This window comes from Polynucleobacter sp. AP-Nickl1-40-C4 (assembly GCF_035012665.1).
Taxonomy (GTDB): domain Bacteria; phylum Pseudomonadota; class Gammaproteobacteria; order Burkholderiales; family Burkholderiaceae; genus Polynucleobacter.
In genome coordinates, this window is record NZ_JAYGQR010000002.1 from 247505 (window position 1) to 272002 (window position 24498).

The following is a 24498-nucleotide window of genomic DNA, read 5'->3' on the forward strand; positions in this document are numbered from 1 at the left end:
GTTGCATTGAGTTAAATTTCAGCAATCAATTCAATTTCTACACAAGCACCAAGCGGGATTTGAGCGACACCAAAGGCGCTACGCGCATGTTTGCCGCTATCACCGAAGACTTCAAACAACAATTCTGAGCAGCCATTCACCACTAAGTGTTGCTCGGTATAACTGTCGGTGGAGTTCACCAAACCCATGACTTTGACAATGCGCTTTACCTTGTCCAAAGAGCCAATATGGTTCTGCAACGTAGATATCAGGTCAATTGCAATAGCGCGGGCAGCGGCTTTACCAGTTTCTGTATCCATATCTTTACCGAGCTTACCGACCCAAGGTTTGCCATCTTGCTTAGCAATGTGACCAGAAAGAAATACGGTATTACCAGTGGTGGCAGCCATGACATAGGCAGCAGCAGGGGGCCCTGGTGGCGGTAAATCAATTCCGAGTGTCTTAAGGCGTTCGCTAATATTTGTGCTCATATGAGGTTTCTGTAATTGAATTGAATAAAAGAATCTTACTTGGAAAGTTGACGCATGGCGCTTTCAAGACCATTCAGAGTGACTGGGTACATACGATCTTTCATGAGGTTTTGCATGATGTCGATCGATTGACGGTATTGCCAGATGGATTCAGGCTCAGGATTAAGCCACGCAAAATGCGGGAAGTGGTCAATGAGTCGATTGATCCAAACCGCCCCAGCTTCTTTGTTGTTGTACTCGACAGAACCGTTAGGGCTCAATATTTCATAAGGAGACATCGTCGCATCTCCAACAAAGATGAGCTTGTAGTCGGGCCCATATTTATTAATGATGTCTTGCGTTGCAGTCACTTGATCACGTCTGCGGCGATTGCTTTGCCATAAGTTTTCATAAACACAGTTATGGAAATAGTAATGTTCTAAGTGCTTAAATTCAGCTTTGGCAGCAGAAAATAACTCAGCAATGCGTTGGATATGATCATCCATCGAGCCGCCGACATCCATGAGCAGTAGAACTTTTACCTGGTTGTGTCGCTCGGGTCGCATTTGAATATCGAGCATGCCGGCATTGGCAGCTGTTGAATGAATAGTCTTATCTAAATCGAGCTCTAGAGTAGATCCTTCTCGGGCAAAGCGACGTAGGCGCCGTAAAGCGACTTTAATATTGCGTGTACCTAATGCTAGATCACTGTCGTAATCCTTAAATTCTCTAGCTTCCCAGGCTTTGATGGCCGTTCTGTTGCCGGCACTCTCGCCACCAATACGGATGCCTTCGGGGTGATAGCCGCTGTGACCAAATGGTGAAGAACCACCTGCGCCAATCCATTTATTGCCACCGCCATGCCATTCTTTTTGCTCTTTTAAAAGCTCCTCAAGCCGCTTCTTTAAGGCATCCGGACCGCCTAACTTCTGCAGCGCAGCTTTTTCTTCATCCGTTAGTACGCGTTGAAGTTTTTTCTCTAACCATTCCAGTGGAATATCTGGCGATAGAGCAATGATTTGTTCAATCCCGTTGAAGTAGCTACCAAACACTTGATCAAAGCGATCAAAGTGTTGCTCATCCTTAACCAATATTAAGCGCGAGAACTGATAAAACTCATCAATCGATGGGTTAATAACACCCGATTTCAAACCTTCCAAAAGAGTTAAAAACTCTCGCACCGAAACAGGCACCTTGGCCTCTTTCAGATTTAGGAAGAATTGAATCAACATGTCAGAAGTCTTCTGGCTAAAAGTTAGCGATGATTGCGATTCATCATGACCAAGCGTTCAAATAGATGAATATCTTGTTCATTCTTAAGTAAAGCCCCATGCAAGGGCGGTACGACAATCTTTTCATCGCTGCTGTGCAGCGCTTCAGGCGGAATGTCTTCAGCCAGTAAGAGCTTGAGCCAGTCGATTAATTCAGATGTAGAGGGCTTCTTTTTTAAGCCCGGTAACGAGCGTATCTGGTAGAAGGCCTTGAGGGCAGCGTCCAAAAGATCCTGTTTGATATTGGGGTGGTGCACATCCACGATGCTTTGCATCGTATTGGCGTCCGGGAAGGTGATGTAATGAAAGAAGCAACGACGCAAGAAGGCGTCGGGCAATTCCTTTTCATTGTTTGAAGTAATGATGACGAGCGGACGATGTTTAGCCTTAATCAATTCACGAGTTTCATAGACGTAAAACTCCATGCGATCAATTTCACGTAATAAGTCATTCGGAAACTCAATATCTGCTTTATCGATTTCATCAATGAGCAATACGGTAGGTTCGTCTGCCTCAAAAGCTTGCCAAAGAACACCTTTCACAATGTAGTTGCGAATATCGTTTACTTTTTCATCACCCAATTGGGAGTCGCGCAAACGGCTTACGGCATCGTATTCATATAGACCCTGCTGAGCCTTAGTGGTTGATTTGATATGCCATTGCAACAGCGGCATGTTGAGGGCAGCAGCGACTTCTTCAGCAAGCATGGTTTTTCCAGTGCCGGGCTCACCTTTAATCAGAAGAGGGCGCTGCAGAGCAATGGCCGCATTTACTGCCAATTTCAGATCATCGGTAGCGACATAGCTTTGGCTGCCTGCAAAGCGATTTTGAGAGGGTGGGGTGGATTTGCTCATAGACATACCTAAATAAGGACTGGATTAAGCATTCAAGTATAGGTAAATGAGGGGAATTTTTCAGTGTTTCTACTGATTTTGGCCTCTGAAATGACGGGAAAGGCATCTGTCCGCTATACTCTTCCCAAATTGATCCAAATCAAACTCATTAATAATGATTTCTATGAAAAAACTCACATTTCTTCCTCATTTGGCCGTTGCTGCAACTTTAGCTTTTGCAGGTTCTGTTGCTCAGGCTGATGAAGTTAAAGGTAATGCCGCTGCTGGTAATGCTAAGGTTTGGCTTTGTGTTGGTTGCCACTCCATTCCTGATTACCGCGCTGATTACCCATTGGTATACAAAGTGCCTATGTTGGGCGGTCAAAATGGTGCCTATATTGCTACCGCTTTGTCAGAGTACAAAAAGGGCGAGCGCAAGCATCCAACGATGCGCGCTATCGCTGCCAGCTTGTCTGACCAAGATATGGCCGATATTGGCGAATACTATGCTGCGCAAACTGCCAGCACACCGAACAACCCATTGAAGTGATTCATTGATAAAGATACATAGAGATACTTTTATGAAATTTGCACTAATTACAGCAGTTTTGCTTTCCAGCATTGGTTTGGTAAACGTAGCAAATGCTGCTAACGTAGATAAAGGTCAGGCATTGGTAGAGAAGGCTAATTGCGCCTCTTGCCATGGTGCTGGACTCAATGCCCCAATCTTGCCGGCGTATCCAAAGTTAGCTGGCCAGTATTCTGATTACTTGTATTACGCCTTGAAAGCGTACAAAGTTGGTAACGGCAATCCTCAGTATGGTCGTAACAACGCCATCATGGGCTCACAAGTGCAAGCCTTTAGTGATGCTGATATGCAAGATATTGCCGCTTATGTTTCCAGCTTGCCAGGAAATTTTGTTATTAAAAAGTAAATCCTGCTAGTTCAGGCTACTTAGATTAAAGGCTTAGAATAATCTTCTAAGCCTTTATTTTTTATAGGTTTTATCTTAACGCCTCTAGCCCTTGGGCAAGATGTTTACGCATCACCGCTTCAGCAGCTTGCTCATCTCGCTTGAGAAGTGCTCGAAGGATTTCTCGGTGCTCAACTAAAGAGTTTTGCAGTCTACCGGTGCTGGTTAATGAGTCTCTACGATGTAATTTGAGAACTTTACGTAGATCAGCTATGACACCATTCATCCATTTATTGCCTGCAATTTCTTGAATTAGCTCATGAAATTTGCCATTTATCTCAAAAAACTGCTCAATATCCCGGTCGGCAGCTGCTTTTTCTAAGCGGTGGTGCAGGTGATCCAGCATATTCAATTCAGCTTCAGTCGCTTTAATCGCTGTTTCCTTAGCGGCTTGACCCTCTAAAAGAGAGAGAATCGTGAAGATTTGCTCTAGATCTTTTCTAGCTACCTCAGTTACATAGGCGCCACGACGCATCTTGATGGTTACAAGACCCTCAGAGGCTAAAACTTTAATTGCTTCGCGCATAGGGGTGCGACTTATCCCAAACTGATCTGCAAGAGATTGCTCATCCAGCCAGCTTCCTGGGGCCAATTGTTTGCTAAATATCTGCTCCCGCAGGCGGTCAGCAACGTCTTCGTATAAGGGCCTATTATTCAGTTTTGTATTCATAATTATGAATACATGATAGCTAGACAAATGCGAAATAGTCAAGCAGAATGTAAGGATATTTCGATGCAATGCAGCAAAAATTAACCGGGAGTTTTTGTGAGTTCTAAAGAAAACAATTCATGGCCATCATTTCCAGACGCCAATCTAGAGGCCTGGAAAAAGTCAGCACAAAAATCTGCACCTAATGGTGATGTGGATTCCTTGGGTTGGAAAACTCCGGATGGAATTCATTTAAAAGCTTTGTACACATCATCGGATGTTGAAGGTCTTAACTACACCGATACATTGCCTGGATTTGAACCATTTGTACGTGGTCCACAAGCAACAATGTACTCGGTTCGTCCTTGGACCATTCGCCAGTACGCTGGTTTTTCAACTGCAGAAGAATCCAATGCGTTTTATCGCAAGGCACTTGATGCAGGTGGTCAAGGTGTATCCGTTGCTTTTGACTTAGCTACTCATCGCGGTTACGACTCCGATCATCCACGTGTTACCGGTGACGTTGGTAAGGCCGGTGTTGCCATTGACTCTGTAGAAGATATGAAAATCTTGTTCGATGGCATTCCATTGGATAAGGTATCTGTTTCGATGACGATGAACGGCGCTGTATTGCCGGTTCTGGCTGGTTACATTGTGGCTGGTGAAGAGCAAGGCGTGAAGCAGGAGCAATTATCCGGAACGATTCAGAATGACATTCTGAAAGAGTTCATGGTTCGCAATACCTACATTTACCCACCAGAACCTTCGATTCGTATTATTGGCGACATTATTGAGTACACCGCTAAGCACATGCCGAAGTTCAACTCGATTTCTATTTCGGGTTACCACATGCAAGAGGCTGGAGCCAATCAAGTGTTGGAGTTGGCATTCACCTTGGCCGATGGTAAAGAGTATGTAAAAACAGCGCTCGCTAAAGGTTTGGATGTTGATGGCTTTGCAGGTCGCCTCTCTTTCTTCTTTGCGATTGGTATGAATTTCTACCTTGAAGTGGCCAAGTTGCGTGCCGCCCGCTTGTTGTGGTGGCGCATTATGAAGTCCTTCGAGCCAAAGAATCCGAAGTCCTTAATGTTGCGTACGCACTGTCAAACATCGGGCTGGTCCTTAACTGAGCAAGATCCATACAACAACGTAGTAAGAACTACGGTAGAGGCGATGGCCGCAGTCTTTGGTGGCACACAGTCATTGCATACCAACTCTTTGGATGAGGCGATTGCCTTGCCTTCCGAGTTCTCCAGCCGTATTGCGCGTAACACTCAATTGATCCTTCAAGAAGAGACACATATTCCTAGCGTCATCGATCCATGGGCGGGTTCCTACATGATGGAAAACCTAACTCAAGAAATGGCTGACAAAGCCTGGGAAATTATTCAAGAAGTAGAAGCCATGGGCGGTATGACCAAGGCGGTTGAAAGTGGTTGGGCCAAGCTCAAAATTGAAGCTGCTGCTGCTGAGAAACAAGCCAAGATTGACTCTGGCTCCGACGTGATCGTTGGTGTAAATAAATACAAGCTTGGCAAAGAAGATCTGGTTGATGTATTAATGATCGACAACGATAAAGTCCGTGAAGGTCAGGTTGCACGTCTTAAGGAAATTAAGGCTAAGCGTGACTCTAAGAAAGTAGAAGCTGCGTTAGAGGCATTAACTAAGGCTGCTGAAGATAACTCTGGAAACTTGTTGGAGTTATCTGTCAATGCAATTCGATTACGAGCAACCGTTGGTGAAGTATCTGATGCATTAGAAAAAGTTTACGGGCGCCATCGCGCCGATACTCAAAAGGTGACCGGTGTGTATGCAGCTGCTTATGACTCAGCCGAGGGCTGGGCAAAACTTCAAACTGAAATTGCTGACTTTGCAAAAGACTTTGGTCGTCGTCCACGTGTGATGATTGCTAAGTTGGGGCAAGATGGCCATGACCGTGGTGCAAAGGTGGTTGCTACAGCCTATGCTGACTTGGGTTTTGACGTGGATATCGGCCCCCTATTTCAAACCCCAGAAGAATGTGCGCGTCAAGCGATCGAGAATGACGTACATGCCTTGGGAGTTTCTACATTGGCTGCTGGCCATAAGACATTGGTGCCAGCCATCATTGCTGAATTGAAGAGGCAGGGTTCAGACGACATCATCGTATTCGTTGGTGGTGTGATTCCAAGGCAAGATTACGAGTTCCTCTATGAGGCAGGTGTAAAAGGTATTTATGGTCCAGGCACTCCAATTCCGGCTTCGGCTAAGGATGTGCTCGAGCAAATCCGCAAGTCTGTTAAACCAGCTTAGTACGGGCCATAGGCATGCTCGAAGCCGCTGATCAAGCTCTAGTGAATGATCTCACTGGTGCGCCATCGCTTAAGCAGCGACGTGCATTAGCGAAGATCATTACGCTGCTTGAATCAACTCGCTTAGATCACCGTCATCGCGCTGATGAGGTGCTGAATTCTCTATTGCCAAAAACAGGTAAATCATTTCGTCTCGGAATTTCAGGCGTTCCAGGTGTTGGCAAGTCGACCTTGATTGAGTCTTTGGGCCTTTACCTCATCGATAAAGGTCATCGAGTCGCTGTGTTAGCGATTGATCCTTCTTCCAGCATCTCTGGTGGCTCAATTTTGGGCGATAAGACCCGTATGGAGCGTCTATCCGTTCTTGAACATGCCTTTATTCGCCCCAGTCCATCGTCTTGTACGCTGGGTGGTGTTGCAGAGAAGACGCGTGAAGCCATGTTGGTTGCTGAAGCCGCAGGTTTTGATGTGATTATTGTTGAAACCGTTGGCGTAGGGCAGAGTGAGATTGCAGTTGCAGGTATGACTGACATGTTCCTGTTAATGCAACTCCCCAATGCTGGCGATGATCTACAGGCGATTAAAAAAGGTGTGATGGAAATTGCCGATCTGATCGTCATCAATAAAGTAGACATTGATCCTGATGCTGCAATGCGCGCTCAGTTATTTATTACCAGCTCATTACGACTGCTTGGTTTCCAAGGCAATCCAGATCATGCATCCCATGACAAAGAATTTTGGCACCCACAAGTCATGACCTTAAGTGCCTTAGAGGGTAACGGCGTTCCGGAGTTATGGGAAAAGGTATCTCATTTTGAATCTCTCCAAAAGGCCAATGGGAAATTTGACTCTCGTCGTAAAGAGCAATCAGGTGCATGGATGTGGGATCGCATCGATGCAGGATTAAAAAATGCATTTCGTAGTAATGAAGCCGTTCAAGCGCTTCTACCAAGCTTGGCAGCACAGGTAAACCAAGGAACTATGGCAGCTTCAGTAGCGGCAAGACGACTACTGGAAGCCATGGGGCATGAATTTTTCTAAGGAGCAGGAAATGAAGGAAATCATTCAACAACTCGAAGCTAAGCGTGAGCTTGCTCGATTGGGTGGCGGTCAAAAGCGCATCCAGGCTCAACATGCGAAGGGCAAATTAACTGCTCGTGAGCGTATTGAGCTTTTGCTTGATGCAGGCACATTTGAAGAGTGGGATATGTTTGTTGAGCACCGTTGTCATGATTTTGGCATGGCCGATCAAACTGTTCCTGGCGATGGGGTTGTCACTGGTTATGGAATGATTAATGGCCGCCTTGTGTTTGTTTTCTCTCAAGACTTCACCGTTTTAGGTGGCTCCTTATCAGAGGCCCATGCAGAAAAAATTTGCAAAATCATGGATCAAGCCCTCAAGGTAGGCGCTCCTGTAATTGGCCTCAATGACTCTGGCGGTGCGCGTATTCAAGAGGGTGTTGCCTCGCTTGGCGGCTATGCAGAGATTTTTCAGCGCAATGTAACCGCATCCGGCGTAATCCCGCAAATATCCCTGATCATGGGGCCTTCAGCTGGTGGCGCCGTATATTCCCCGGCCTTGACCGACTTCATTTTCATGGTCAAAGATAGTTCTTACATGTTTGTGACGGGCCCTGAAGTAGTGAAGACCGTTACTCATGAAGATGTTACTGCTGAAGAATTAGGTGGTGCTGTAACTCACTCAACAGTATCAGGTGTTTGCGATTTGGCTTTCGATAACGATGTTGATGCGATCATGATGTTGCGTCGTTTCTTTAACTACTTACCGCTCTCAAACCGTGAGAAACCACCTTTGATCAAAGGTGCAAACCGAACTGAAGAGCCTGATTTTTCATTAGATACCTTGGTGCCATCCAACCCCAATCAACCTTACGATATGAAAGAGTTGATTGAGAAGATCGTGGACGACGGTGAATTCTTTGAATTACAGCCTGACTACGCAAAAAATATCGTGATTGGCTTTGCTCGTATCGAAGGTCGATCCATTGGGATTGTTGCCAATCAACCACTGATTCTGGCTGGTTGTTTGGATATCAAGGCATCCATCAAGGCTGCGCGTTTCGTGCGCTTCTGCGATGCCTTCAATATTCCGGTAGTGACTTTGGTTGACGTTCCTGGCTTTATGCCTGGCACTGCACAAGAATACGGCGGCATTATTAAACATGGTGCGAAATTGCTCTATGCGTACGCTGATTGCACCGTGCCCAAGGTGACTTTAATTACTCGTAAAGCTTATGGTGGCGCCTATGATGTGATGGCTTCTAAGCATTTACGTGGTGACGTCAACTTTGCCTGGCCTTCAGCAGAAATTGCAGTAATGGGTCCTAAGGGGGCTGTTGAGATTATTTTCCGTGAAGAGAAATCGGATCCAGAAAAAATCACTGCACGTGAAGCTGAGTACAAGTCGAAGTTTGCCAACCCTTTTGTGGCAGGTCGTCGCGGTTACATCGATGACGTCATTCTCCCGCATGAGACCCGTAAACGGATTGCTCGTTCACTAGCGATGCTCAAAGACAAAGACTTGAAGAATCCTGCGCGTAAACACGGCAATATTCCTCTGTAAAGGCGCTGATAAATTATGACTACGAAAATGTTTAAGAAAATTTTAATTGCTAACCGCGGTGAGATTGCTTGCCGTGTGATGATGACCGCTAAAAAAATGGGCATCAAGACTGTAGCCGTTTACTCAGAGGCCGATAAAGAAGCGCGTCACGTTCAACTGGCAGATGAGGCTGTTTGCATCGGACCGGCACCTTCGCGTGAATCCTACTTAGTAATGGACCGAATTATTCAGGCCTGCAAAGATACCGGCGCTGAAGCGGTTCATCCTGGCTACGGCTTCTTATCGGAGAACGAGCAGTTTGCTAAGCGTTGCGAAGAAGAAGGCATTGTCTTTATTGGCCCTAAGCATCAATCGATCGCTGCTATGGGTGACAAGATTGCCTCCAAGAAGCTTGCGTTAGAAGCTAAGGTGAATACGATTCCTGGTTATAACGAGGCCATTGATACCACTGAAGAAGCGGTCAAAATTGCTCAAGGCATTGGCTATCCTGTCATGATTAAAGCTTCGGCAGGCGGTGGTGGTAAGGGCTTGCGCGTTGCATTTAACGACAAAGAAGCTGCCGAAGGTTTTGCAGCCTGCAAAACGGAAGCGATGAACAGCTTCGGTGACGATCGTATTTTTATTGAGAAGTTTGTTGAAGGCCCGCGTCATATTGAGATTCAGGTTTTAGGCGACTCATTTGGCAATGTAGTTTATCTCAATGAGCGCGATTGCTCCATTCAGCGCCGTCATCAAAAAGTCATTGAAGAAGCGCCTTCACCTTTTATCGATCCGGCGACTCGTAAAGCGATGGGCGAACAAGCGGTTGCATTGGCAAAAGCTGTGAACTACCAATCCGCCGGCACAGTGGAGTTTGTGGTTGGTAAAGATAAGTCTTTCTATTTCCTAGAAATGAATACCCGTTTGCAGGTTGAGCATCCAGTGACCGAAAGTATTACTGGCCTTGACTTGGTCGAGCAGATGATTCGGGTAGCTGCAGGCGAGAAGTTGGCATTCAAGCAAGAAGATGTGAAGTTGGATGGTTGGTCGATGGAGTGCCGTATCAACGCTGATGATCCATTCCGCAACTTCCTACCTTCAACTGGCCGTCTAGTGAAGTACCGTCCACCAGAGGCTATTAACGGAGTGCGTGTAGATACTGGCGTGTATGAGGGCGGTGAAATTCCGATGTACTACGACTCAATGATTGCTAAATTGATTGTTCACGGCAAGGATCGTACGGAAGCAATTGAAAAGATGCGCGCAGCATTGAATGATTTTGTGATTCGCGGCATTCACTCCAATATTCCATTTCAAGCGGCCCTATTGCAACACCCTCGCTTTGTAAATGGCGACTTTACAACTGGCTTTATCGCTGAAGAGTATCCAGAGGGCTTTAAAAAGGATTCTGTACAGCCCGCTGATCCGAAGCGTTTGGCAGCATTAGCCGCGTTTATGCGCTATCGCTATCTTGAGCATATCAAGATGATTGATGGTCAATTAGCTGGCCATGAAATGATCATTGCAAAGAAATTTGTAGTGGTTACTGGCAAAAAAACCGGCTCCATGAATGATCCTTATGAAGTGCCTATTCGGGTTGAGCTGAAAGACGGCATCTATTCCGTCTACATCGATGAGACTGATGGTGTGAGTCTTTATGACATTGTGAGTGACTGGCGTCCCGGGCAGATCTGTCTGCATGCGACCATTAACGGTACGCACAAGATTACTGCACAAGTAGAGCGTCGTGGCGTTAAGTATCTGTTAATTCTTGATGGCGCTCATTACGAATGTATGGTTCTGAGCCCCTTGGGTGCAGAGTTACAACGTCGTATGCCTGTCAAGTTGCCGCCAGATACTTCTAAATTAGTGATGTCTCCAATGCCAGGGCTGCTCACAAAAATTGCTGTCAAGGCTGGTGAAGCGGTTACAGCAGGTCAGAAACTAGCCTCAATTGAAGCGATGAAGATGGAAAATACGCTATCCGCTATGCAAGATGGTGTAGTTGCTGAAATCTGCGCTAAAGAGGGCGATAGCTTGGCGGTGGATCAATTGATTATTCGCTTTGAATAAATAGGTAAATGACTATGAGCACAAAGCCATTTAAGATTTTAGGTATTCAGCAAATCGCTATAGGCGCTGAAAATAAAGATCGACTTAAGAAGTTGTGGGTTGATATGCTCGGATTTGAATACAAAAGTACTTTTGTCTCTGAGCGTGAAAACGTGGATGAAGATATTTGTGCGATTGGTTCTGGTGCCCATGAGATTGAAGTCGATCTGATGCAGCCATTTGATATTGAAAAGAAACCAGCTGTACATCAAACACCTTTAAATCATATTGGTTTATGGGTGGATGACTTGCCTAAAGCGGTCGAGTGGCTCTCAGCTAATGGCTTGCGATTCGCTCCAGGTGGTATCCGCAAGGGTGCTGCTGGCTACGACATCACCTTTGTCCATCCCAAGGGGAATGACGAGTTCCCAATAAGCGGTGAAGGGGTGCTCATTGAGTTGGTACAAGCGCCACCCGAGGTGATTGCTGGATTGAGTTCATAATTTGGTTTTGTAATTAGCAAATAGGGTTCAAATTGGCAAATATATTGGCCATCGACACCTCTTCAGCGTGGTGTTCGGTGGCTTTATCTTTAGGTGATAAAGCACCAGAGTTCAGGCATGAAGCTGTTTCAGCGGGCGCCAGCCAACTGCTATTGCCCTGGGTTGAGTCACTACTAGCTAATGCAAAACTGTCTTTAAAAGATCTTGATGCTATTGCCGTTGGTATTGGACCAGGCGCATTCACGGGAGTTAGATTGGGTGTAGCGGTAGTGCAGGGCCTCGCTATTTCAAACAATCTGCCAGTCATATCAGTTTGTAGCTTAGATGCAATAGCTGCGCAAATCACAAGTACTGACACATACAAAAAAACAAAGCCCCAACGCTTCATGATTGCCATTGATGCACGCATGGAAGAGATTTATTGGGCGAACTATGAGTCTCAGGCCACTCAATTATCAAAACGCGTGGGTGATATCCACCTTACAAAGCCTGAAGAGCTTAACTTAGATGGCGTGCAACTCATAGCTGGCAGCGCTTTAAATGCTTACAGCAGTCGTATGCCGATATTTGATGGCCTAAAGGATGTCGAGATTTCAATCTCTGCATTGGGTGTTTTAGAGTGTGCTAAACAATCGTTTAAAGAAGGTTTGCAGGAAGGTGTTCGACTGCTTGAGCCAATGTATGTGCGGAATAAAGTGGCATTTACTACTGCAGAGCGCGAAGGGAGGATGAGGTAATGTCCGATAGTTCCCCTGGGAAAGGGGCTGCAGAGCTCTCGTTCATGCCAATGCAAGCTGCCGACTTGGATGAAGTTCTCAAGATAGAGTCCGTCTCGCACATTCACCCTTGGACAAAGGGTAATTTTTCTGATTCTTTGGCTGCTGGACATTGGGCCTATTGCATTCGCCCGCAAGTAGACCAAATGGTAAAGGGTAGTTATTTGGATCCAGCAGTGCTTTGGGCGTACTGCATTCTCTTTCCTGCGGTAGATGAGTTACACCTGCTCAATATTACGGTGTCGCCCCATTTGCGTAAACTTGGTTTGGGCCAAAGAATGATGGCTGCGATTGAGGGTGTGGCAGCCCAACAAAAAATGCCCCGCATTATTTTGGAGGTAAGGCCAACCAATTTAGCTGCGGTATCGCTCTATCAAAAATTGGGGTACGAACAAATCGGTGTTCGTAAAAACTACTACCCAGCAAATCTGGAGACTGGATCTCGTGAGGATGCGCTCGTTATGGCCAAATCGATTAAGCTAGAGCCATGACCAATACACATTCAGCCTTCTTAAAAGAAATGGGCATCACCGAATGGACTTCCCGGGATGTTGTACAAGCGACAGCCTTAGTATCCGAACAGACTAACGCTCAAGCCTCTACTGAAGTTGCACATTCAACCCCAAGAATTAGCTATGGAATGTGGTGGTTTTTTGGTAACGAACCACAGGGCGATGCGCAAATCTTGTTCCAAAATATGATTCGTGTATTGGGGCTGGCTAAAAATGAGTGGGCTTGGAAAAATCCAAGTCAGAGTCTGAGTCAGTTGAGCGCCCCTGAAATGCCTGTTGTAGCAATTGCCTTCGGTGGACCTACTGCTCAAAAAATCACTGGAGAAAGGGATCCATTGCCGCAGTTGCGCGAAACGGTTTTAGCTTTAAATACTGGCAATGAGGAAGAGATTCCAGTGATTGCTACTTTTGAACTCAATCAAGTACTTGCAAAACCAAACGATAAAGCGTTGCTCTGGCAGGATCTGTTGTTAGCGAGATCTGTTCTGCAAAACAGTTGATGTAAGCATAAGCAAGCCTATTGCTTATGTTCGCCGATCAGGTGCATGGAGTCATACTCCGCTTGATTCCTGGCGTGGCGTTTGATGACTAGCCACATAATTAGGCTAACAATCAAACCAAATCCGATGATTACAAATTGAACTGGTATATCCAGCCAGATCAGCAGAGAATAAACTAACAACATCACTAAAACAGAAATGTTCTCGTTAAAGTTCTGTACTGCAATGGAGTGACCTGCAGACATCAAAACGTGGCCACGATGTTGCAACAAGGCATTCATTGGCACTACAAAGTAACCCGCCAACCAACCTACTAGAACTAATAAAAAATAAGCAGGCAATAAGTTCAGGGATATCTGAAACTTACCCACTGTAAGGATACTTGTATCGGGAAGCATGTCTGAGTTATAGGCTGCCATGACGCAGACCACCAGGCCCATAGCAATGCCATAGGGCAATACCGTTAAGGATTTACGAAGCGGAATGCGCCAAGCCGCATAAACAGCGCCACCGGCAACACCTACAGCGGAAATGGCCTGCAAAATAGCCCCCTGGGATAGGTTCATATGCAAAGCCACTTGCGCCCACTTAATGACAATGAATTGAAGAGTTGCACCAGCACCCCAAAACAAGGTTGTTACCGCTAGGGAGATTTGACCTAAGCGATCATTCCAGAGCGTCTTAAAGCAAATGGCAAAGTCTTTGACCAATTCAATTGGATTGGTTTTCTGGGAAACGTAACGTGCGCCAGTATCTGGAATCTTTAGGTTGATGAGTGCGGCAACAACATAAATCATCATGATGATCAGAATTGCCGACTCGGCTGGCGTATCAATGCCAGTATCAAATGTAGGCATGTCTAGGGCCAAGAGGCTTTGAGATACCGTGCTACTAATCAGTACGCCACCTAAAACGGTGCCTAAAATGATTGAGCTTACCGTTAATCCCTCGATCCAACCATTGGCTGCAACTAATTTTTCAGGAGGTAGAAGTTCGGTCAGAATCCCGTATTTAGCTGGCGAGTAAGCAGCGGCACCTAGGCCGACGATGGCATAGGCCATTAAAGGATGGCTACCGAACAACATGGTCACGCAGCCAACAAACTTAATGGTATTGGTAATAAACATGACATTACCCTTGGGTCGGGAGTCTGCAAAGGCTCCAACAAAGGCTGCTAGAAGAACGTAGGACAATACAAAGAACAATTTGAGCAACGGCGTCATCCAGGCCGGAGCTTGAAGCTGGGCCAAGAGCGCAATAGCGGCAATTAGGAGAGCATTATCGGCAAGCGACGAAAAAAATTGCGCCGCCATAATGATGTAAAAGCTACGGTTCATTCGTACAATCTAGTCATTACTGCAATTAAAGCATGAAAGGAGGGGTGAAAATGGGTGATTCAGCTAACGGCCTGATTAATAGACCAATTTTGGCATCTATTGATACTGCCGCCTTTCGGCATAATTTAAACCGAGTTCGGGAATTGGCGCCAGAATCCAAAATCTGGTCTGTCATCAAAGCTCGAGCCTATGGTCATTGTTTTGAGGCTGCATTAAAGGGGCTGTCCTCTACGGATGGCTTTGCCTTGTTAGATATACAGGATGCTGCCTGGTTAAGGGAGCACGGCTGGCAAGGGCGCATCCTCCTTTTAGAGGGTTTATTTCATGAAAATGAGCTAAGCCGAGCGGAAGATTTAGCATGCGACCTCGTGGTCCACTGTGATGCTCAAGTAGATTGGCTGGAGCGATTTAAAGGTAAAAACCATAAGCCTTTAAGTGTCTTTCTAAAGATGAATACCGGTATGAATCGCTTGGGATTTAAGCCCGAAATATATCGAACTGTTTTTCATCGCTTGCATGCAACTGGTTATCACATGAACCACATGACCCATTTTGCCAATGCCGATCAAGTAGATCAGTTACCTTCAGTTGGCGGTCAACAAGAATTATTTAATGAAACGATTGCTGGTCTAGAAGGTGCAACATCACTAGCAAACTCTGCAGCTATTTTGTGGCATCGCAACGCCTTAGGCGATTGGGTGCGCCCAGGCATCATGCTCTATGGCGCATCACCAACAGGACTGCATGCTGATATTGAGCATGCCAATCTCAGGGCGGTCATGCAACTTCATAGTGAAATTATTGATATTCAAGAACTTCAAAAAGGGGATCGCATTGGTTACGGCGGTCGTTATGAGGCACCTAATGCCATGCGTATCGGCATTGTGGCTTGTGGCTATGCTGATGGGTATCCACGTCATGCTAAAGATGGCACGCCAGTTTGGGTTGGCAATCGTAATCATGGGATCATTTGCCCTCTGGTTGGAAGAGTCTCTATGGATATGCTGGCGATTGATTTAAGCAATGCGCCAAATGCAGGCATCGGTAGCGTAGTTCAACTCTGGGGTGACAAAGTTCCAGTCGATGATGTGGCGCAAATGAGTGGAACCATTGGTTATGAGTTGCTTTGTGCTGTGGCGCCTAGGGTTCCTGTTGAGATCCAGTAGATAAAGAAAATGCCAAGCCAGTAAATAAAAAATCCTCCACAGCGGAGGATTTTTGTTGATATTGAAACAATCTTACTTATTCCAGAACTGCCACCATCTGCGTTCTTTTTGAACACGTTGACCGGTGATCATCATTTGACTGTCTGGGAAGTTTAATTTGAAGACGCGGGCTGAATCATTGCTTAGTTCAACCATGCCGAGCTTCTCATAAGACTTGGTGAGAATGTAGAGCGCCTCTTCAACTGCAGGTGCGCGATCGTAATCACGTATAACTAGCTGAGCGCGATTGGCTGCGGCCAGATAGGCACCACGTTGATAATAAAAGCGCGCAACAATCACATCCGCCTCAGCAAGAGAATTCACTATATAGCGCATGCGATCTAATGCATCTGGAGCGTACTTGCTGTCTGGGAAACGATCCACTACTACTTTGAACGACTCAAAAGCTTCTTTAGCAGCTTTAGGGTCTCGCTCACTGAGGTCCTGGCCAGTAAAATTGCCAAGCCATCCCAAGTCATCATTAAAGGTAATGAGTCCTTTTAAGTAATAAGCGTAATCTAGACTTTCGCTACCTTGATGTAATTTAATAAAGCGATCAATCGCAACCAGTGCTTGAGTTTGTTCTTGCGCTTTCCAGTAGCAATAAGCAGAGTTAATTTGTGCTTGTTGTGAATAGGGACCGAAAGGAAAGCGTGCCTCTAATTTTTCAAAGTACTTGCCGCACTTAGCAAAGTCAGCATCATTGAGTTTGTCAGTGGCTTCAGAATAGAGTTTTGCCTCTGACCAGATGTCTGTGTCATCTTTGCTGCCATCGCTACCTGCGCATCCACCCAAAAGCATTAATGCGAACACGAAGGCTAAAAGCAGGGCAAAAGGAGTGCCACTTATATGGAAGCTCTTTTTTTGTGAGGAAGAATTCCCAGCAAGCCTTAAACTGGCGTCTGATATTACGTCGGACATAACTGAAAGGCTCTCTAAGCGTGGCATTGCCGGAAACTCCTGAATCGAATCCCATTGATTATATCGATGATGAGGATTTCATCTCCCTAGATATCCCTTTGGAGATGGCTGGCGAGCGCTTGGACAAGGTGCTAGCAGGGTCTTTGCCTGATTATTCACGTAATCGCCTTAAGGCTTGGGTTGAAGCTGGCGCCGTTATGGTCGATGGAAAGGTTACTAAAGCCCGTTATTTGCTCCATGGCGGCGAGAGTGTTAAGGTTTTCCCACAGGAAATGCCCGAGCAGTTTGCCTTCAACCCTGAAGATATTCCCCTGGATGTGGTCTACGAGGATGAGGACATCATTGTGGTCAATAAGCCGCCTGGCCTCGTGGTACACCCAGCAGCGGGAAATTGGTCCGGAACCCTGTTAAATGGCCTCTTATTTTATTATCCTGAGCTCAAATCTCTCCCCAGGGCGGGAATAGTGCATCGCCTGGATAAGGACACTTCAGGCCTCATGGTCGTGGCGAGAACATCTCAAGCCCAAACCTCCCTAGTACGTCAACTTCAAGAAAGAACGGTGGGACGTCGCTATTTGGCTTGGGTGTGGGGTGATGCCCCCAGTCAAGGCAAAGTCCTGGCTTCGGTTGGGCGTGATCAGCGAGATCGCCTAAAGATGTCCGCAGGCAGTCCCCAAGGAAAACCAGCAGCTACTTTATTTCGACGCTTAGCCAAGGGTTTGGTTGGAGAGGCTGCTGTCACATTGTTAGAGTGTCGCCTGGAAACAGGGCGCACGCATCAGATTCGTGTTCATCTTGAATCACTCGGTTTTCCATTGGTGGGCGATCCGGTCTACCGCAAAAAGGTTCCGGGTGTAGCTAAAAATCTGTCATTTAATCGCCAGGCCTTACATGCCTTTGCTTTAAGTCTTCAACATCCGGTGAAACATGAGTTGATGACTTGGTTCCGCTTGCCACCACAGGATTTATTGGACTTATTACCGCAAGTTGGAATGAGTGACGAAGTTCTTCCGAAAGAATCTGTTGTGTTGGCCTCTATTGAAAATGAGGCACGCTGATGAGATTGGTTGCTCCTCAATGGCCCGCCCCAAAGTCGGTGCGCACAGCAGTCAGCACAAGGTTAGGCGGGGTAAGTCAAGCTCCATATGATTCTCTAAATCTGGGCGATCATGTGGGCGACCGCGTTGAAGATGTTTTGGCCAATAGAGCTATTTTTACTAAAGACATGCCGGGTGAGCCTATCTGGTTAAAGCAGACTCACCAAACAACAGTAAGCACTCCGAAAAGTCGAGACTTAAACCGGGGGCTGGCAATTGAGGCTGATGCCTCGGTTACTAATGCTCTTGAAGAGGTCTTGGTCATCATGACGGCAGACTGCTTGCCAGTGTTATTTACTAACTCCAAAGGGACTGCCGTTGGTGCTGCACATGCTGGCTGGAGGGGTCTTTGTGCTGGAATTCTGGAAAATACGATTACTGAGTTGCTCAAAATTTCTGATGGATCCACTGCGGCAGACTTCATGGCTTGGCTAGGACCAGCAATTGGACCTGAATCATTTGAGGTTGGAGAGGATGTTGTGAAGTCATTTCAAGATTCCGGCTTTCCTGTTCCAAAAAATGCATTCACAGAAATACCTCATAAACCTGGAAAGTTTCTTGCAGATATCTACCTGTTGGCACGAGCACGTTTAGAGGCTTGTGACGTAAAAATGATTTTCGGTGGCGAATACTGCACTGTTCGAGATCAGCACCAGTTTTTTTCTTACCGTCGTGATGGCAAGACTGGAAGATTTGCCTCAGCTATCTGGATTGAAAAATAGCTTGTGCACAAAAGCATGCGGGTTAGTACTAGCCCGTGCACCAAGCTAGGGTTATTGCGTATAACTCTATAGTGCTAAAGGGCGGAGAATGTCTCTAATTAATTGAAGAGACTACTATGTTTGCAGGCATGAATACCGGTGCAACACCATCTTTGGCACCGCATCATATGGCGCTCATTCCGCCAGAGCGTTTATCTGAAATCCAGAAAGAATATTTCACGGAGTTGGCACACATTGCCACTAACCCTGAGGCCATTGAAGTTAAAGATCGCCGTTTTGCGGGGAAGGCTTGGCACTCATCCTGGAGCAAAGTGATTGCTGCAACCTATTTGCTTAACTCTAAACATCTGATGGCATTGGCCAACGCAGTAGATGCAGATGAGAAGCAAAAGCAAAAAATTCTGTTTACTACTGAGCAAATGATTGATGCGCTTTCGCCATCAAACTTTATAGCGACTAATCCAGAAGTATTGGAAAGCATTATTAGCTCCCAAGGGCAATCTATTCAAAAAGGGATTGTGAATTTGTTGGGAGATATGAAAAAAGGTAAGGTCTCTCAAACAGATGAATCTGCTTTTGAAGTGGGCAAAAATATTGCCACTACAGAAGGTCATGTGGTATTTCGTAATGAGTTATTCGAGCTAATTCAATACACGCCATTAACAGAGCAAGTATTTGAACGCCCTTATTTAATGGTGCCACCATGCATCAATAAGTATTACATTCTCGATTTACAACCTGACAACTCCGTAGTTCGTCATATGGTGAGTCAAGGGCATACCGTGTTCTTGGTTTCCTGGAAGAACCCAGATGCTTCCATGGCTCAAGTGAGCTGGGATGATTACGTAGGTAAGGGTGTTATCAAAGCAATTGAAGTCGTAAAAGAAATTGGCGATACCAAGCAAATTAATATCTTAGGGTTCTGCGTTGGCGGAACCTTAACCAGCTCTGCATTGGCCGTGCTGGCAGCCCGAGACGAGCATCCAGCAGCAAGCTTGACACTCCTAACCACCTTATTGGATTTCACGGATACCGGAATTCTCGATGTCTTTATCGATGAAGGTATGGTGGAGATGCGCGAGAACTCTATTGGCGGTAAAGGCGGTAAGTACGGCATGATGTCAGGCCTCGATTTAGGCAACACCTTTTCATTCTTGCGACCCAATGATTTGGTATGGAACTACGTAGTGGAGAACTATCTCAAAGGCAACTCGCCACCCCCATTTGATTTACTGTATTGGAACGGCGACTCCACCAATCTTCCTGGTGCAATGTACTGCTGGTATCTGCGCCACACTTATTTGCAAAATGATTTAGTCAAGCCTGGCAAAGTAAAAATTTGCGGTGAAAAAGTAGATCTCGGAAAAATCAATTGCCCCGCATATTTATATGCATCCCAAGAAGATCACATTGTTCCTTGGAGGTCTGCTTACGAATCGACTCATCTTCTGAAAGGTAAAAATCGTTTCGTATTAGGCGCTTCTGGACATATTGCCGGGGTGATCAATCCTCCGGCAAAAAATAAGCGTTATTACTTTGAAAATAACAAGATTGCTCCAGCAGCTCAGGAATGGCTAGAAGGCGCAAAACAAATTCCAGGAAGTTGGTGGCCTGATTACACCAAATGGCTTGCGCAATTTGGTGGCGAAAAGAAACCAGCAAGTACTACTTTTGGAAATACTAAATACAAAAAAATGGAAGCAGCACCTGGCGTGTATGTAAAAGAAAAAGCAACGCCAGGACTCAAATAACAATTAACGAAGGTTTTAAAAAGGGGAAAGTAATGTCTCAAAAAGTCGCATATGTAACTGGTGGTATGGGTGGTATTGGTACCGCTATCTGTCAACGTCTGGCTAAAGATGGCTTTAAAGTGATTGCAGGCTGCGGTCCAAATTCTCCGCGTAAAGATCGCTGGATTGGCGAGCAAAAAGCCTTGGGTTATGACTTTATCGCCTCTGAGGGTAATGTTTCCGATTGGGACAGTACGGTTGCAGCCTTTGAGAAGGTTAAGGCGGAAGTAGGTCGTGTAGATGTATTGGTTAATAACGCCGGCATTACCCGCGACAGCGTTTTCCGCAAAATGACTCCAGATGCCTGGAAAGCGGTTATTGATACCAACCTGAACTCCTTGTTTAACGTTACCAAACAAGTGATTGATGGCATGGTTGAAAACAACTGGGGTCGGATTATTAATATTTCTTCTGTAAACGGTCAAAAAGGCCAGTTTGGTCAGGCGAACTATTCGACTGCAAAGGCAGGTCTGCACGGCTTTACTATGGCCCTAGCTCAAGAAGTTGCGACTAAGGGCGTTACTGTAAATACGGTATCCCCTGGCTATATCGGCACTGATATGGTTAAAGCCATCCGCGAAGACGTACTCGAAAAGATTGTTTCTGGCATTCCAGTAAAACGCTTAGGCACTCCCGAAGAGATAGCCTCTATCTGCTGCTGGATTGCTTCTGAAGATGGTGGCTATGCAACTGGTGCAGACTTTTCCTTAAACGGCGGTATCCACACTGGTTAATATTGCACTGCAACAATTAATTCAGTATTTGAAGTACATGCAGTACGCAACACAGCGTATTTACCTTTTGGTCAACTTAAGGCTAAACTACGCTGATGTTGCGATGCAGTAAATAGTAAGGAAAATACATGGTTACCCGCGCTAAACGAGCTGGCGAAGATCGGCTCATCAAGAAGTATCCGAATCGTCGTCTCTACGATACCCAGACAAGTACATATGTCACCCTATCTGACATCAAAAACTTAGTTATGGCCAATGAAGTATTCAAAGTGGTCGATGCTAAAACTGAAGAAGATTTAACGCGCAACATCTTGCTGCAAATCATTCTTGAGGAAGAGGCTGGTGGCGCACCAGTGTTCTCTTCACAAATGCTCTCTCAAATCATTCGCTTTTATGGAAACTCCATGCAAGGTTTGATGGGAAATTATCTTGAAAAGACCATGCAATCGTTTGTAGATATCCACAATAAGCTTGGTGATCAAACGAAGGGTCTTGGTGCTGGTAGTACGCCAGAGGCTTGGTCACAAATGATGAATCTCCAAAACCCGCTGATGCAAGGCTTGATGGGTAACTACATGGAGCAAAGCAAAGATCTCTTTATCAAAATGCAAGAGCAGGTACAAGGCTCACAGAATATCTTTGGAAATTTTCCATTTACCCCTCAGTCCAATAAACCTGAAAAAGAATAGTTGTGGCCGGGAAAATTGGATTTGTATCCTTAGGGTGCCCTAAGGCACTTGTAGACTCTGAACTTATCCTGACGCAATTGAGCGCTGAGGGATATGAGACCGCCAAGGATTACTCTGGAGCCGATCTTGTAGTTGTGAATACCTGTGGCTTCATTGACTCAGCCGTAGAGGAGAGTCTTTCGGCTATTGGCGAGGCTCTCGCTGAAAATGGCAAAGTCATTGTGACTGGTTGTCTAGGCGCCAGAAAAAATGCCGACGGCAATGATCTTATCTCGAGCATTCACCCCAAAGTCCTCGCCGTTACAGGGCCTCATGCTACCGACGAGGTAATGCAAGCCATTCATTTGCATCTACCTAAACCGCATGATCCATTCACTGATTTAGTTCCCCCGGCTGGCGTCAAACTGACACCAAAGCATTACGCCTACCTCAAAATTAGTGAAGGCTGCAACCATCGTTGTACTTTCTGCATCATTCCCAATATGCGTGGTGATTTAGTTTCACGGCCGATTGGTGAAGTGTTGCTTGAGGCTAAAAGATTGTTTGAGTCTGGCGTAAAAGAGTTACTAGTTGTTTCACAAGACACCAGCGCCTATGGTGTTGATATTCAATATCGCACTGGCTTTTGGGATGGCAAACCTATCAAAACGAAAATGTTTGATTTGGTAAATGCTTTAAATCAAATTGCTCGCGAGCATCAGGCTTGGGTGCGATTGCATTATGTTTATCCCTACCCGCATGTGGATGATGTGTTGCCTTTGATGGCCGAGTTTTCGGAAAATGGTTATGGTGTTCTACCGTACCTGGACATTCCATTGCAGCATTCCCACCCAGATGTCCTTAAGCGCATGAAGCGCCCTGCGAGTGGTGAGAAGAACTTGGAGCGTATCTTGGCGTGGCGCGATGCTTGTCCTGATTTGGTTATTCGCAGTACCTTTATTGCAGGCTTCCCTGGAGAGACCGAAGAGGAGTTTGAACACCTTCTTAATTTCTTGGATGAGGCGCAAATTGATCGCGCTGGCTGTTTTGCATACTCACCCGTTGAGGGTGCTACAGCAAACCAATTGGATAACCCAATTCCTTCTGAAATTAGAGAAGAGCGGCGCGCCAGGTTTATGGCTAAAGCCGAAGATATTTCCATAAAACGACTTGCTAAAAAAATAGGCAAGCGTGTTCAGGTCATCATTGATCGGGTAGATGAGTCTGGCGGAATTGGCAGAACGATTGGCGATGCCCCAGAAATTGATGGTCTAGTTAGGGTTTTGCCTCCTAGCAAGCCCTCTAAGCGCTATCGTGCCGGTGAAATCATCAAGGCTACTGTGATTAGCTCCCAAGGGCATGACCTAATAGCCGAAACTTGACGAATGCAATAAAACTGATAGCTGGATTACTTATTTAGTACAAAGTCAGCCTAATAATTGGGCTTAGCAAAGGGGATTGATATGAGTCGTGATGTCGTTGTCTTAAGTGCAGTTCGTTCCGCAATTGGCACCTTTAATGGCGCTCTCAGTAGTTTTGAGCCTTCCGAGCTCGGCGGTATCGTGATGAAAGAGGCGGTAGCACGTTCAGGCGTAGATCCTGCTTTGATTAATTACATTACTGTGGGCAACACCATTCCTACAGATAGCCGCTATGGTTATGTAGCACGGGTTGCATCTATCCAGGCTGGCCTGCCAATGGAATCAGTGGCAATGGCATTAAATCGTTTGTGTAGCTCTGGCTTGCAAGCAATCGTTACAACTGCACAGCAAATTATGTTGGGTGATTGTGACTATGGTGTTGGCGGTGGCGTTGAAGTTATGTCCCGCGGCATGTATGGCTCTCCAGCGATGCGAAGTGGTGCACGCATGGGCGATACCAAAATGATCGACTTGATGGTTGGTATTTTGACTGACCCATTTGGTGTTGGTCATATGGGCGTTACAGCAGAAAATCTCGTTGAAAAATGGAAGTTAACACGTGATGAGCAAGATGCTCTAGCCATGGAATCTCATCGTCGTGCTGCCAATGCAATTAAAGAAGGTCGCTTTAAATCTCAGATCGTGCCAATCACTATTAAAACTCGTAAGGGTGATGTAGTGTTTGATACCGATGAGCATGTGAAGCCTGAAACTACGATGGAAACGCTTGCCAAGATGAAGGCAGTGTTCAAAAAAGAGGGTGGTTCCGTAACGGCTGGTAATGCATCGGGTATTAATGATGGTGCCGCATTCTTTGTATTGGCTGATGCTGAAACTGCAAAGAAAGCCGGTCATAAGCCTATCGCTCGCTTGGTGTCTTATGCAGTTGCTGGTGTTCCAAACCACATCATGGGTGAAGGCCCAATTCCTGCAACCAAATTAGCTCTTGAGCGCGCCGGTCTGAAATTGGATCAAATGGACGTAATTGAGTCTAACGAGGCTTTTGCTGCACAAGCGTTGGCTGTTACTAAAGGTTTGGGTTTAGATCCAGCCAAGACTAACGTCAACGGTGGTGCAATCGCTTTGGGTCACCCAATTGGCTGTTCTGGCGCTGCGATTGCTACTAAGGCAATCCATGAGTTACACCGCGTTCAAGGTAAATATGCTTTGGTAACAATGTGTATTGGTGGTGGACAAGGTATTGCTACTATTTTTGAACGCCTGTAAGAG

The 24498-nt window shown here is 45.9% G+C and carries 24 protein-coding genes; 18 read left to right on the forward strand and 6 right to left on the reverse strand.

All coding sequences use genetic code 11. The features are described 5' to 3' along the window. Positions 1-11: 11 nt before the first annotated feature. Genes VC182_RS03595 through VC182_RS03605 form a run of 3 tightly spaced genes read right to left on the reverse strand, consistent with a single transcriptional unit; the run spans position 12 to position 2574 of the window. Entirely contained in the window at positions 12-470 is a 459-nt protein-coding gene (locus VC182_RS03595; RefSeq protein ID WP_323484527.1) for a RidA family protein, read from the reverse strand. A gap of 35 nt (positions 471-505) precedes the next feature. Then, positions 506-1681, reverse strand: a complete 1176-nt coding sequence (locus VC182_RS03600) for a vWA domain-containing protein (RefSeq protein WP_323484528.1) — start codon at positions 1679-1681, stop codon at positions 506-508. A 23-nt stretch (positions 1682-1704) separates the two neighbouring features. Further along, a complete protein-coding gene (locus VC182_RS03605) occupies positions 1705-2574 on the reverse strand; it encodes an AAA family ATPase (protein ID WP_370623965.1) in 870 nt (289 codons plus the stop codon). A gap of 163 nt (positions 2575-2737) precedes the next feature. Between VC182_RS03605 and VC182_RS03610 the strand changes: the two genes are divergently transcribed. After that, positions 2738-3103, forward strand: coding sequence for a c-type cytochrome (locus VC182_RS03610; RefSeq protein ID WP_072582553.1), 366 nt, complete (start codon positions 2738-2740; stop codon positions 3101-3103). Positions 3104-3134: 31 nt separating this feature from the next. Continuing rightward, positions 3135-3488 carry a c-type cytochrome gene (locus tag VC182_RS03615; RefSeq protein WP_072582384.1) on the forward strand — a complete coding sequence of 118 codons (354 nt, stop codon included), beginning with the start codon at positions 3135-3137 and terminating at the stop codon, positions 3486-3488. Positions 3489-3558: 70 nt separating this feature from the next. Here the strand turns inward: VC182_RS03615 and VC182_RS03620 are convergent, their stop codons facing one another. Continuing rightward, a complete protein-coding gene (locus VC182_RS03620) occupies positions 3559-4197 on the reverse strand; it encodes a GntR family transcriptional regulator (protein WP_216191549.1) in 639 nt (212 codons plus the stop codon). 96 nt (positions 4198-4293) lie between these two features. Here VC182_RS03620 and scpA point away from each other — a divergent pair, with 96 nt between their 5' ends. Genes scpA through VC182_RS03660 form a run of 8 tightly spaced genes read left to right on the forward strand, consistent with a single transcriptional unit; the run spans position 4294 to position 13373 of the window. Then, positions 4294-6468, forward strand: a complete 2175-nt coding sequence (scpA, locus tag VC182_RS03625; RefSeq protein WP_215360213.1) for a methylmalonyl-CoA mutase — start codon at positions 4294-4296, stop codon at positions 6466-6468. 14 nt (positions 6469-6482) lie between these two features. Continuing rightward, entirely contained in the window at positions 6483-7508 is a 1026-nt protein-coding gene (gene meaB / locus VC182_RS03630) for a methylmalonyl Co-A mutase-associated GTPase MeaB (protein WP_072582386.1), read from the forward strand. Between the two features lie 10 nt (positions 7509-7518). Continuing rightward, positions 7519-9051: an acyl-CoA carboxylase subunit beta gene (locus tag VC182_RS03635; protein ID WP_072582555.1), complete on the forward strand. Its 1533-nt coding sequence runs from the start codon at positions 7519-7521 to the stop codon at positions 9049-9051. Between the two features lie 27 nt (positions 9052-9078). Then, complete coding sequence (gene accC, locus VC182_RS03640) at positions 9079-11103, forward strand: acetyl-CoA carboxylase biotin carboxylase subunit (RefSeq protein ID WP_416350572.1); 2025 nt, start codon at positions 9079-9081, stop codon at positions 11101-11103. A 14-nt stretch (positions 11104-11117) separates the two neighbouring features. Next, complete coding sequence (locus VC182_RS03645; protein ID WP_323484530.1) at positions 11118-11585, forward strand: VOC family protein; 468 nt, start codon at positions 11118-11120, stop codon at positions 11583-11585. Positions 11586-11617: 32 nt separating this feature from the next. Beyond that, positions 11618-12322 carry a tRNA (adenosine(37)-N6)-threonylcarbamoyltransferase complex dimerization subunit type 1 TsaB gene (gene tsaB, locus VC182_RS03650; RefSeq protein ID WP_323484531.1) on the forward strand — a complete coding sequence of 235 codons (705 nt, stop codon included), beginning with the start codon at positions 11618-11620 and terminating at the stop codon, positions 12320-12322. Further along, on the forward strand, positions 12322-12852 hold the full coding sequence (rimI, locus tag VC182_RS03655) for a ribosomal protein S18-alanine N-acetyltransferase (protein ID WP_323484532.1): 531 nt from the start codon (positions 12322-12324) through the stop codon (positions 12850-12852). The genes tsaB and rimI overlap by 1 nt, the downstream gene beginning before the upstream one ends. Next, positions 12849-13373: a hypothetical protein gene (locus VC182_RS03660; RefSeq protein ID WP_323484533.1), complete on the forward strand. Its 525-nt coding sequence runs from the start codon at positions 12849-12851 to the stop codon at positions 13371-13373. Before rimI ends, VC182_RS03660 begins: the two co-directional genes overlap by 4 nt. Positions 13374-13390: 17 nt before the next feature. On the opposite strand, the gene lplT is transcribed toward VC182_RS03660, so the two are convergent. Beyond that, complete coding sequence (gene lplT / locus VC182_RS03665) at positions 13391-14710, reverse strand: lysophospholipid transporter LplT (protein ID WP_323484534.1); 1320 nt, start codon at positions 14708-14710, stop codon at positions 13391-13393. A 50-nt stretch (positions 14711-14760) separates the two neighbouring features. On the opposite strand from lplT, the gene alr reads away from it, so the two are divergent. Further along, positions 14761-15876, forward strand: coding sequence for an alanine racemase (gene alr / locus VC182_RS03670; protein ID WP_416350566.1), 1116 nt, complete (start codon positions 14761-14763; stop codon positions 15874-15876). Between the two features lie 72 nt (positions 15877-15948). On the opposite strand, the gene VC182_RS03675 is transcribed toward alr, so the two are convergent. Continuing rightward, a complete protein-coding gene (locus VC182_RS03675) occupies positions 15949-16836 on the reverse strand; it encodes an outer membrane protein assembly factor BamD (protein ID WP_072582393.1) in 888 nt (295 codons plus the stop codon). Between the two features lie 20 nt (positions 16837-16856). Here VC182_RS03675 and VC182_RS03680 point away from each other — a divergent pair, with 20 nt between their 5' ends. From VC182_RS03680 to VC182_RS03710, 7 genes are all read left to right on the forward strand, one after another. Then, positions 16857-17894, forward strand: coding sequence for an RluA family pseudouridine synthase (locus VC182_RS03680; RefSeq protein ID WP_216120976.1), 1038 nt, complete (start codon positions 16857-16859; stop codon positions 17892-17894). Further along, positions 17894-18655, forward strand: a complete 762-nt coding sequence (gene pgeF, locus VC182_RS03685) for a peptidoglycan editing factor PgeF (RefSeq protein ID WP_072582395.1) — start codon at positions 17894-17896, stop codon at positions 18653-18655. Before VC182_RS03680 ends, pgeF begins: the two co-directional genes overlap by 1 nt. 116 nt (positions 18656-18771) lie before the next feature. After that, positions 18772-20406, forward strand: coding sequence for a class I poly(R)-hydroxyalkanoic acid synthase (gene phaC / locus VC182_RS03690; protein ID WP_323484535.1), 1635 nt, complete (start codon positions 18772-18774; stop codon positions 20404-20406). Between the two features lie 32 nt (positions 20407-20438). Then, the gene (locus VC182_RS03695) at positions 20439-21179 is read left to right on the forward strand and encodes a 3-ketoacyl-ACP reductase (protein WP_072582397.1); all 741 of its coding nucleotides are present in this window, start codon (positions 20439-20441) and stop codon (positions 21177-21179) included. A 128-nt stretch (positions 21180-21307) separates the two neighbouring features. Next, positions 21308-21868, forward strand: a complete 561-nt coding sequence (gene phaR / locus VC182_RS03700) for a polyhydroxyalkanoate synthesis repressor PhaR (protein WP_072582398.1) — start codon at positions 21308-21310, stop codon at positions 21866-21868. Positions 21869-21870: 2 nt separating this feature from the next. Then, entirely contained in the window at positions 21871-23229 is a 1359-nt protein-coding gene (gene rimO / locus VC182_RS03705) for a 30S ribosomal protein S12 methylthiotransferase RimO (RefSeq protein WP_323484536.1), read from the forward strand. An 81-nt stretch (positions 23230-23310) separates the two neighbouring features. After that, entirely contained in the window at positions 23311-24495 is a 1185-nt protein-coding gene (locus VC182_RS03710; RefSeq protein WP_215322138.1) for an acetyl-CoA C-acyltransferase family protein, read from the forward strand. Positions 24496-24498: the final 3 nt, after the last annotated feature.

Excerpts from the sequence above, each read along its gene's own strand:
- VC182_RS03595 (WP_323484527.1), bottom strand. The coding sequence starts at position 470 with ATGAGCACAAATATTAGCGAACGCCTTAAGACACTCGGAATTGATTTA.
- VC182_RS03600 (WP_323484528.1), bottom strand. The coding sequence starts at position 1,681 with ATGTTGATTCAATTCTTCCTAAATCTGAAAGAGGCCAAGGTGCCTGTT.
- VC182_RS03605 (WP_370623965.1), bottom strand. The coding sequence starts at position 2,574 with ATGAGCAAATCCACCCCACCCTCTCAAAATCGCTTTGCAGGCAGCCAA.
- VC182_RS03610 (WP_072582553.1), top strand. The coding sequence starts at position 2,738 with ATGAAAAAACTCACATTTCTTCCTCATTTGGCCGTTGCTGCAACTTTA.
- VC182_RS03615 (WP_072582384.1), top strand. The coding sequence starts at position 3,135 with ATGAAATTTGCACTAATTACAGCAGTTTTGCTTTCCAGCATTGGTTTG.
- VC182_RS03620 (WP_216191549.1), bottom strand. The coding sequence starts at position 4,197 with ATGAATACAAAACTGAATAATAGGCCCTTATACGAAGACGTTGCTGAC.
- meaB (WP_072582386.1), top strand. The coding sequence starts at position 6,483 with ATGCTCGAAGCCGCTGATCAAGCTCTAGTGAATGATCTCACTGGTGCG.
- VC182_RS03635 (WP_072582555.1), top strand. The coding sequence starts at position 7,519 with ATGAAGGAAATCATTCAACAACTCGAAGCTAAGCGTGAGCTTGCTCGA.
- accC (WP_416350572.1), top strand. The coding sequence starts at position 9,079 with ATGTTTAAGAAAATTTTAATTGCTAACCGCGGTGAGATTGCTTGCCGT.
- VC182_RS03645 (WP_323484530.1), top strand. The coding sequence starts at position 11,118 with ATGAGCACAAAGCCATTTAAGATTTTAGGTATTCAGCAAATCGCTATA.
- rimI (WP_323484532.1), top strand. The coding sequence starts at position 12,322 with ATGTCCGATAGTTCCCCTGGGAAAGGGGCTGCAGAGCTCTCGTTCATG.
- VC182_RS03660 (WP_323484533.1), top strand. The coding sequence starts at position 12,849 with ATGACCAATACACATTCAGCCTTCTTAAAAGAAATGGGCATCACCGAA.
- lplT (WP_323484534.1), bottom strand. The coding sequence starts at position 14,710 with ATGAACCGTAGCTTTTACATCATTATGGCGGCGCAATTTTTTTCGTCG.
- alr (WP_416350566.1), top strand. The coding sequence starts at position 14,761 with ATGGGTGATTCAGCTAACGGCCTGATTAATAGACCAATTTTGGCATCT.
- VC182_RS03675 (WP_072582393.1), bottom strand. The coding sequence starts at position 16,836 with ATGTCCGACGTAATATCAGACGCCAGTTTAAGGCTTGCTGGGAATTCT.
- pgeF (WP_072582395.1), top strand. The coding sequence starts at position 17,894 with ATGAGATTGGTTGCTCCTCAATGGCCCGCCCCAAAGTCGGTGCGCACA.
- phaC (WP_323484535.1), top strand. The coding sequence starts at position 18,772 with ATGTTTGCAGGCATGAATACCGGTGCAACACCATCTTTGGCACCGCAT.
- VC182_RS03695 (WP_072582397.1), top strand. The coding sequence starts at position 20,439 with ATGTCTCAAAAAGTCGCATATGTAACTGGTGGTATGGGTGGTATTGGT.
- phaR (WP_072582398.1), top strand. The coding sequence starts at position 21,308 with ATGGTTACCCGCGCTAAACGAGCTGGCGAAGATCGGCTCATCAAGAAG.
- VC182_RS03710 (WP_215322138.1), top strand. The coding sequence starts at position 23,311 with ATGAGTCGTGATGTCGTTGTCTTAAGTGCAGTTCGTTCCGCAATTGGC.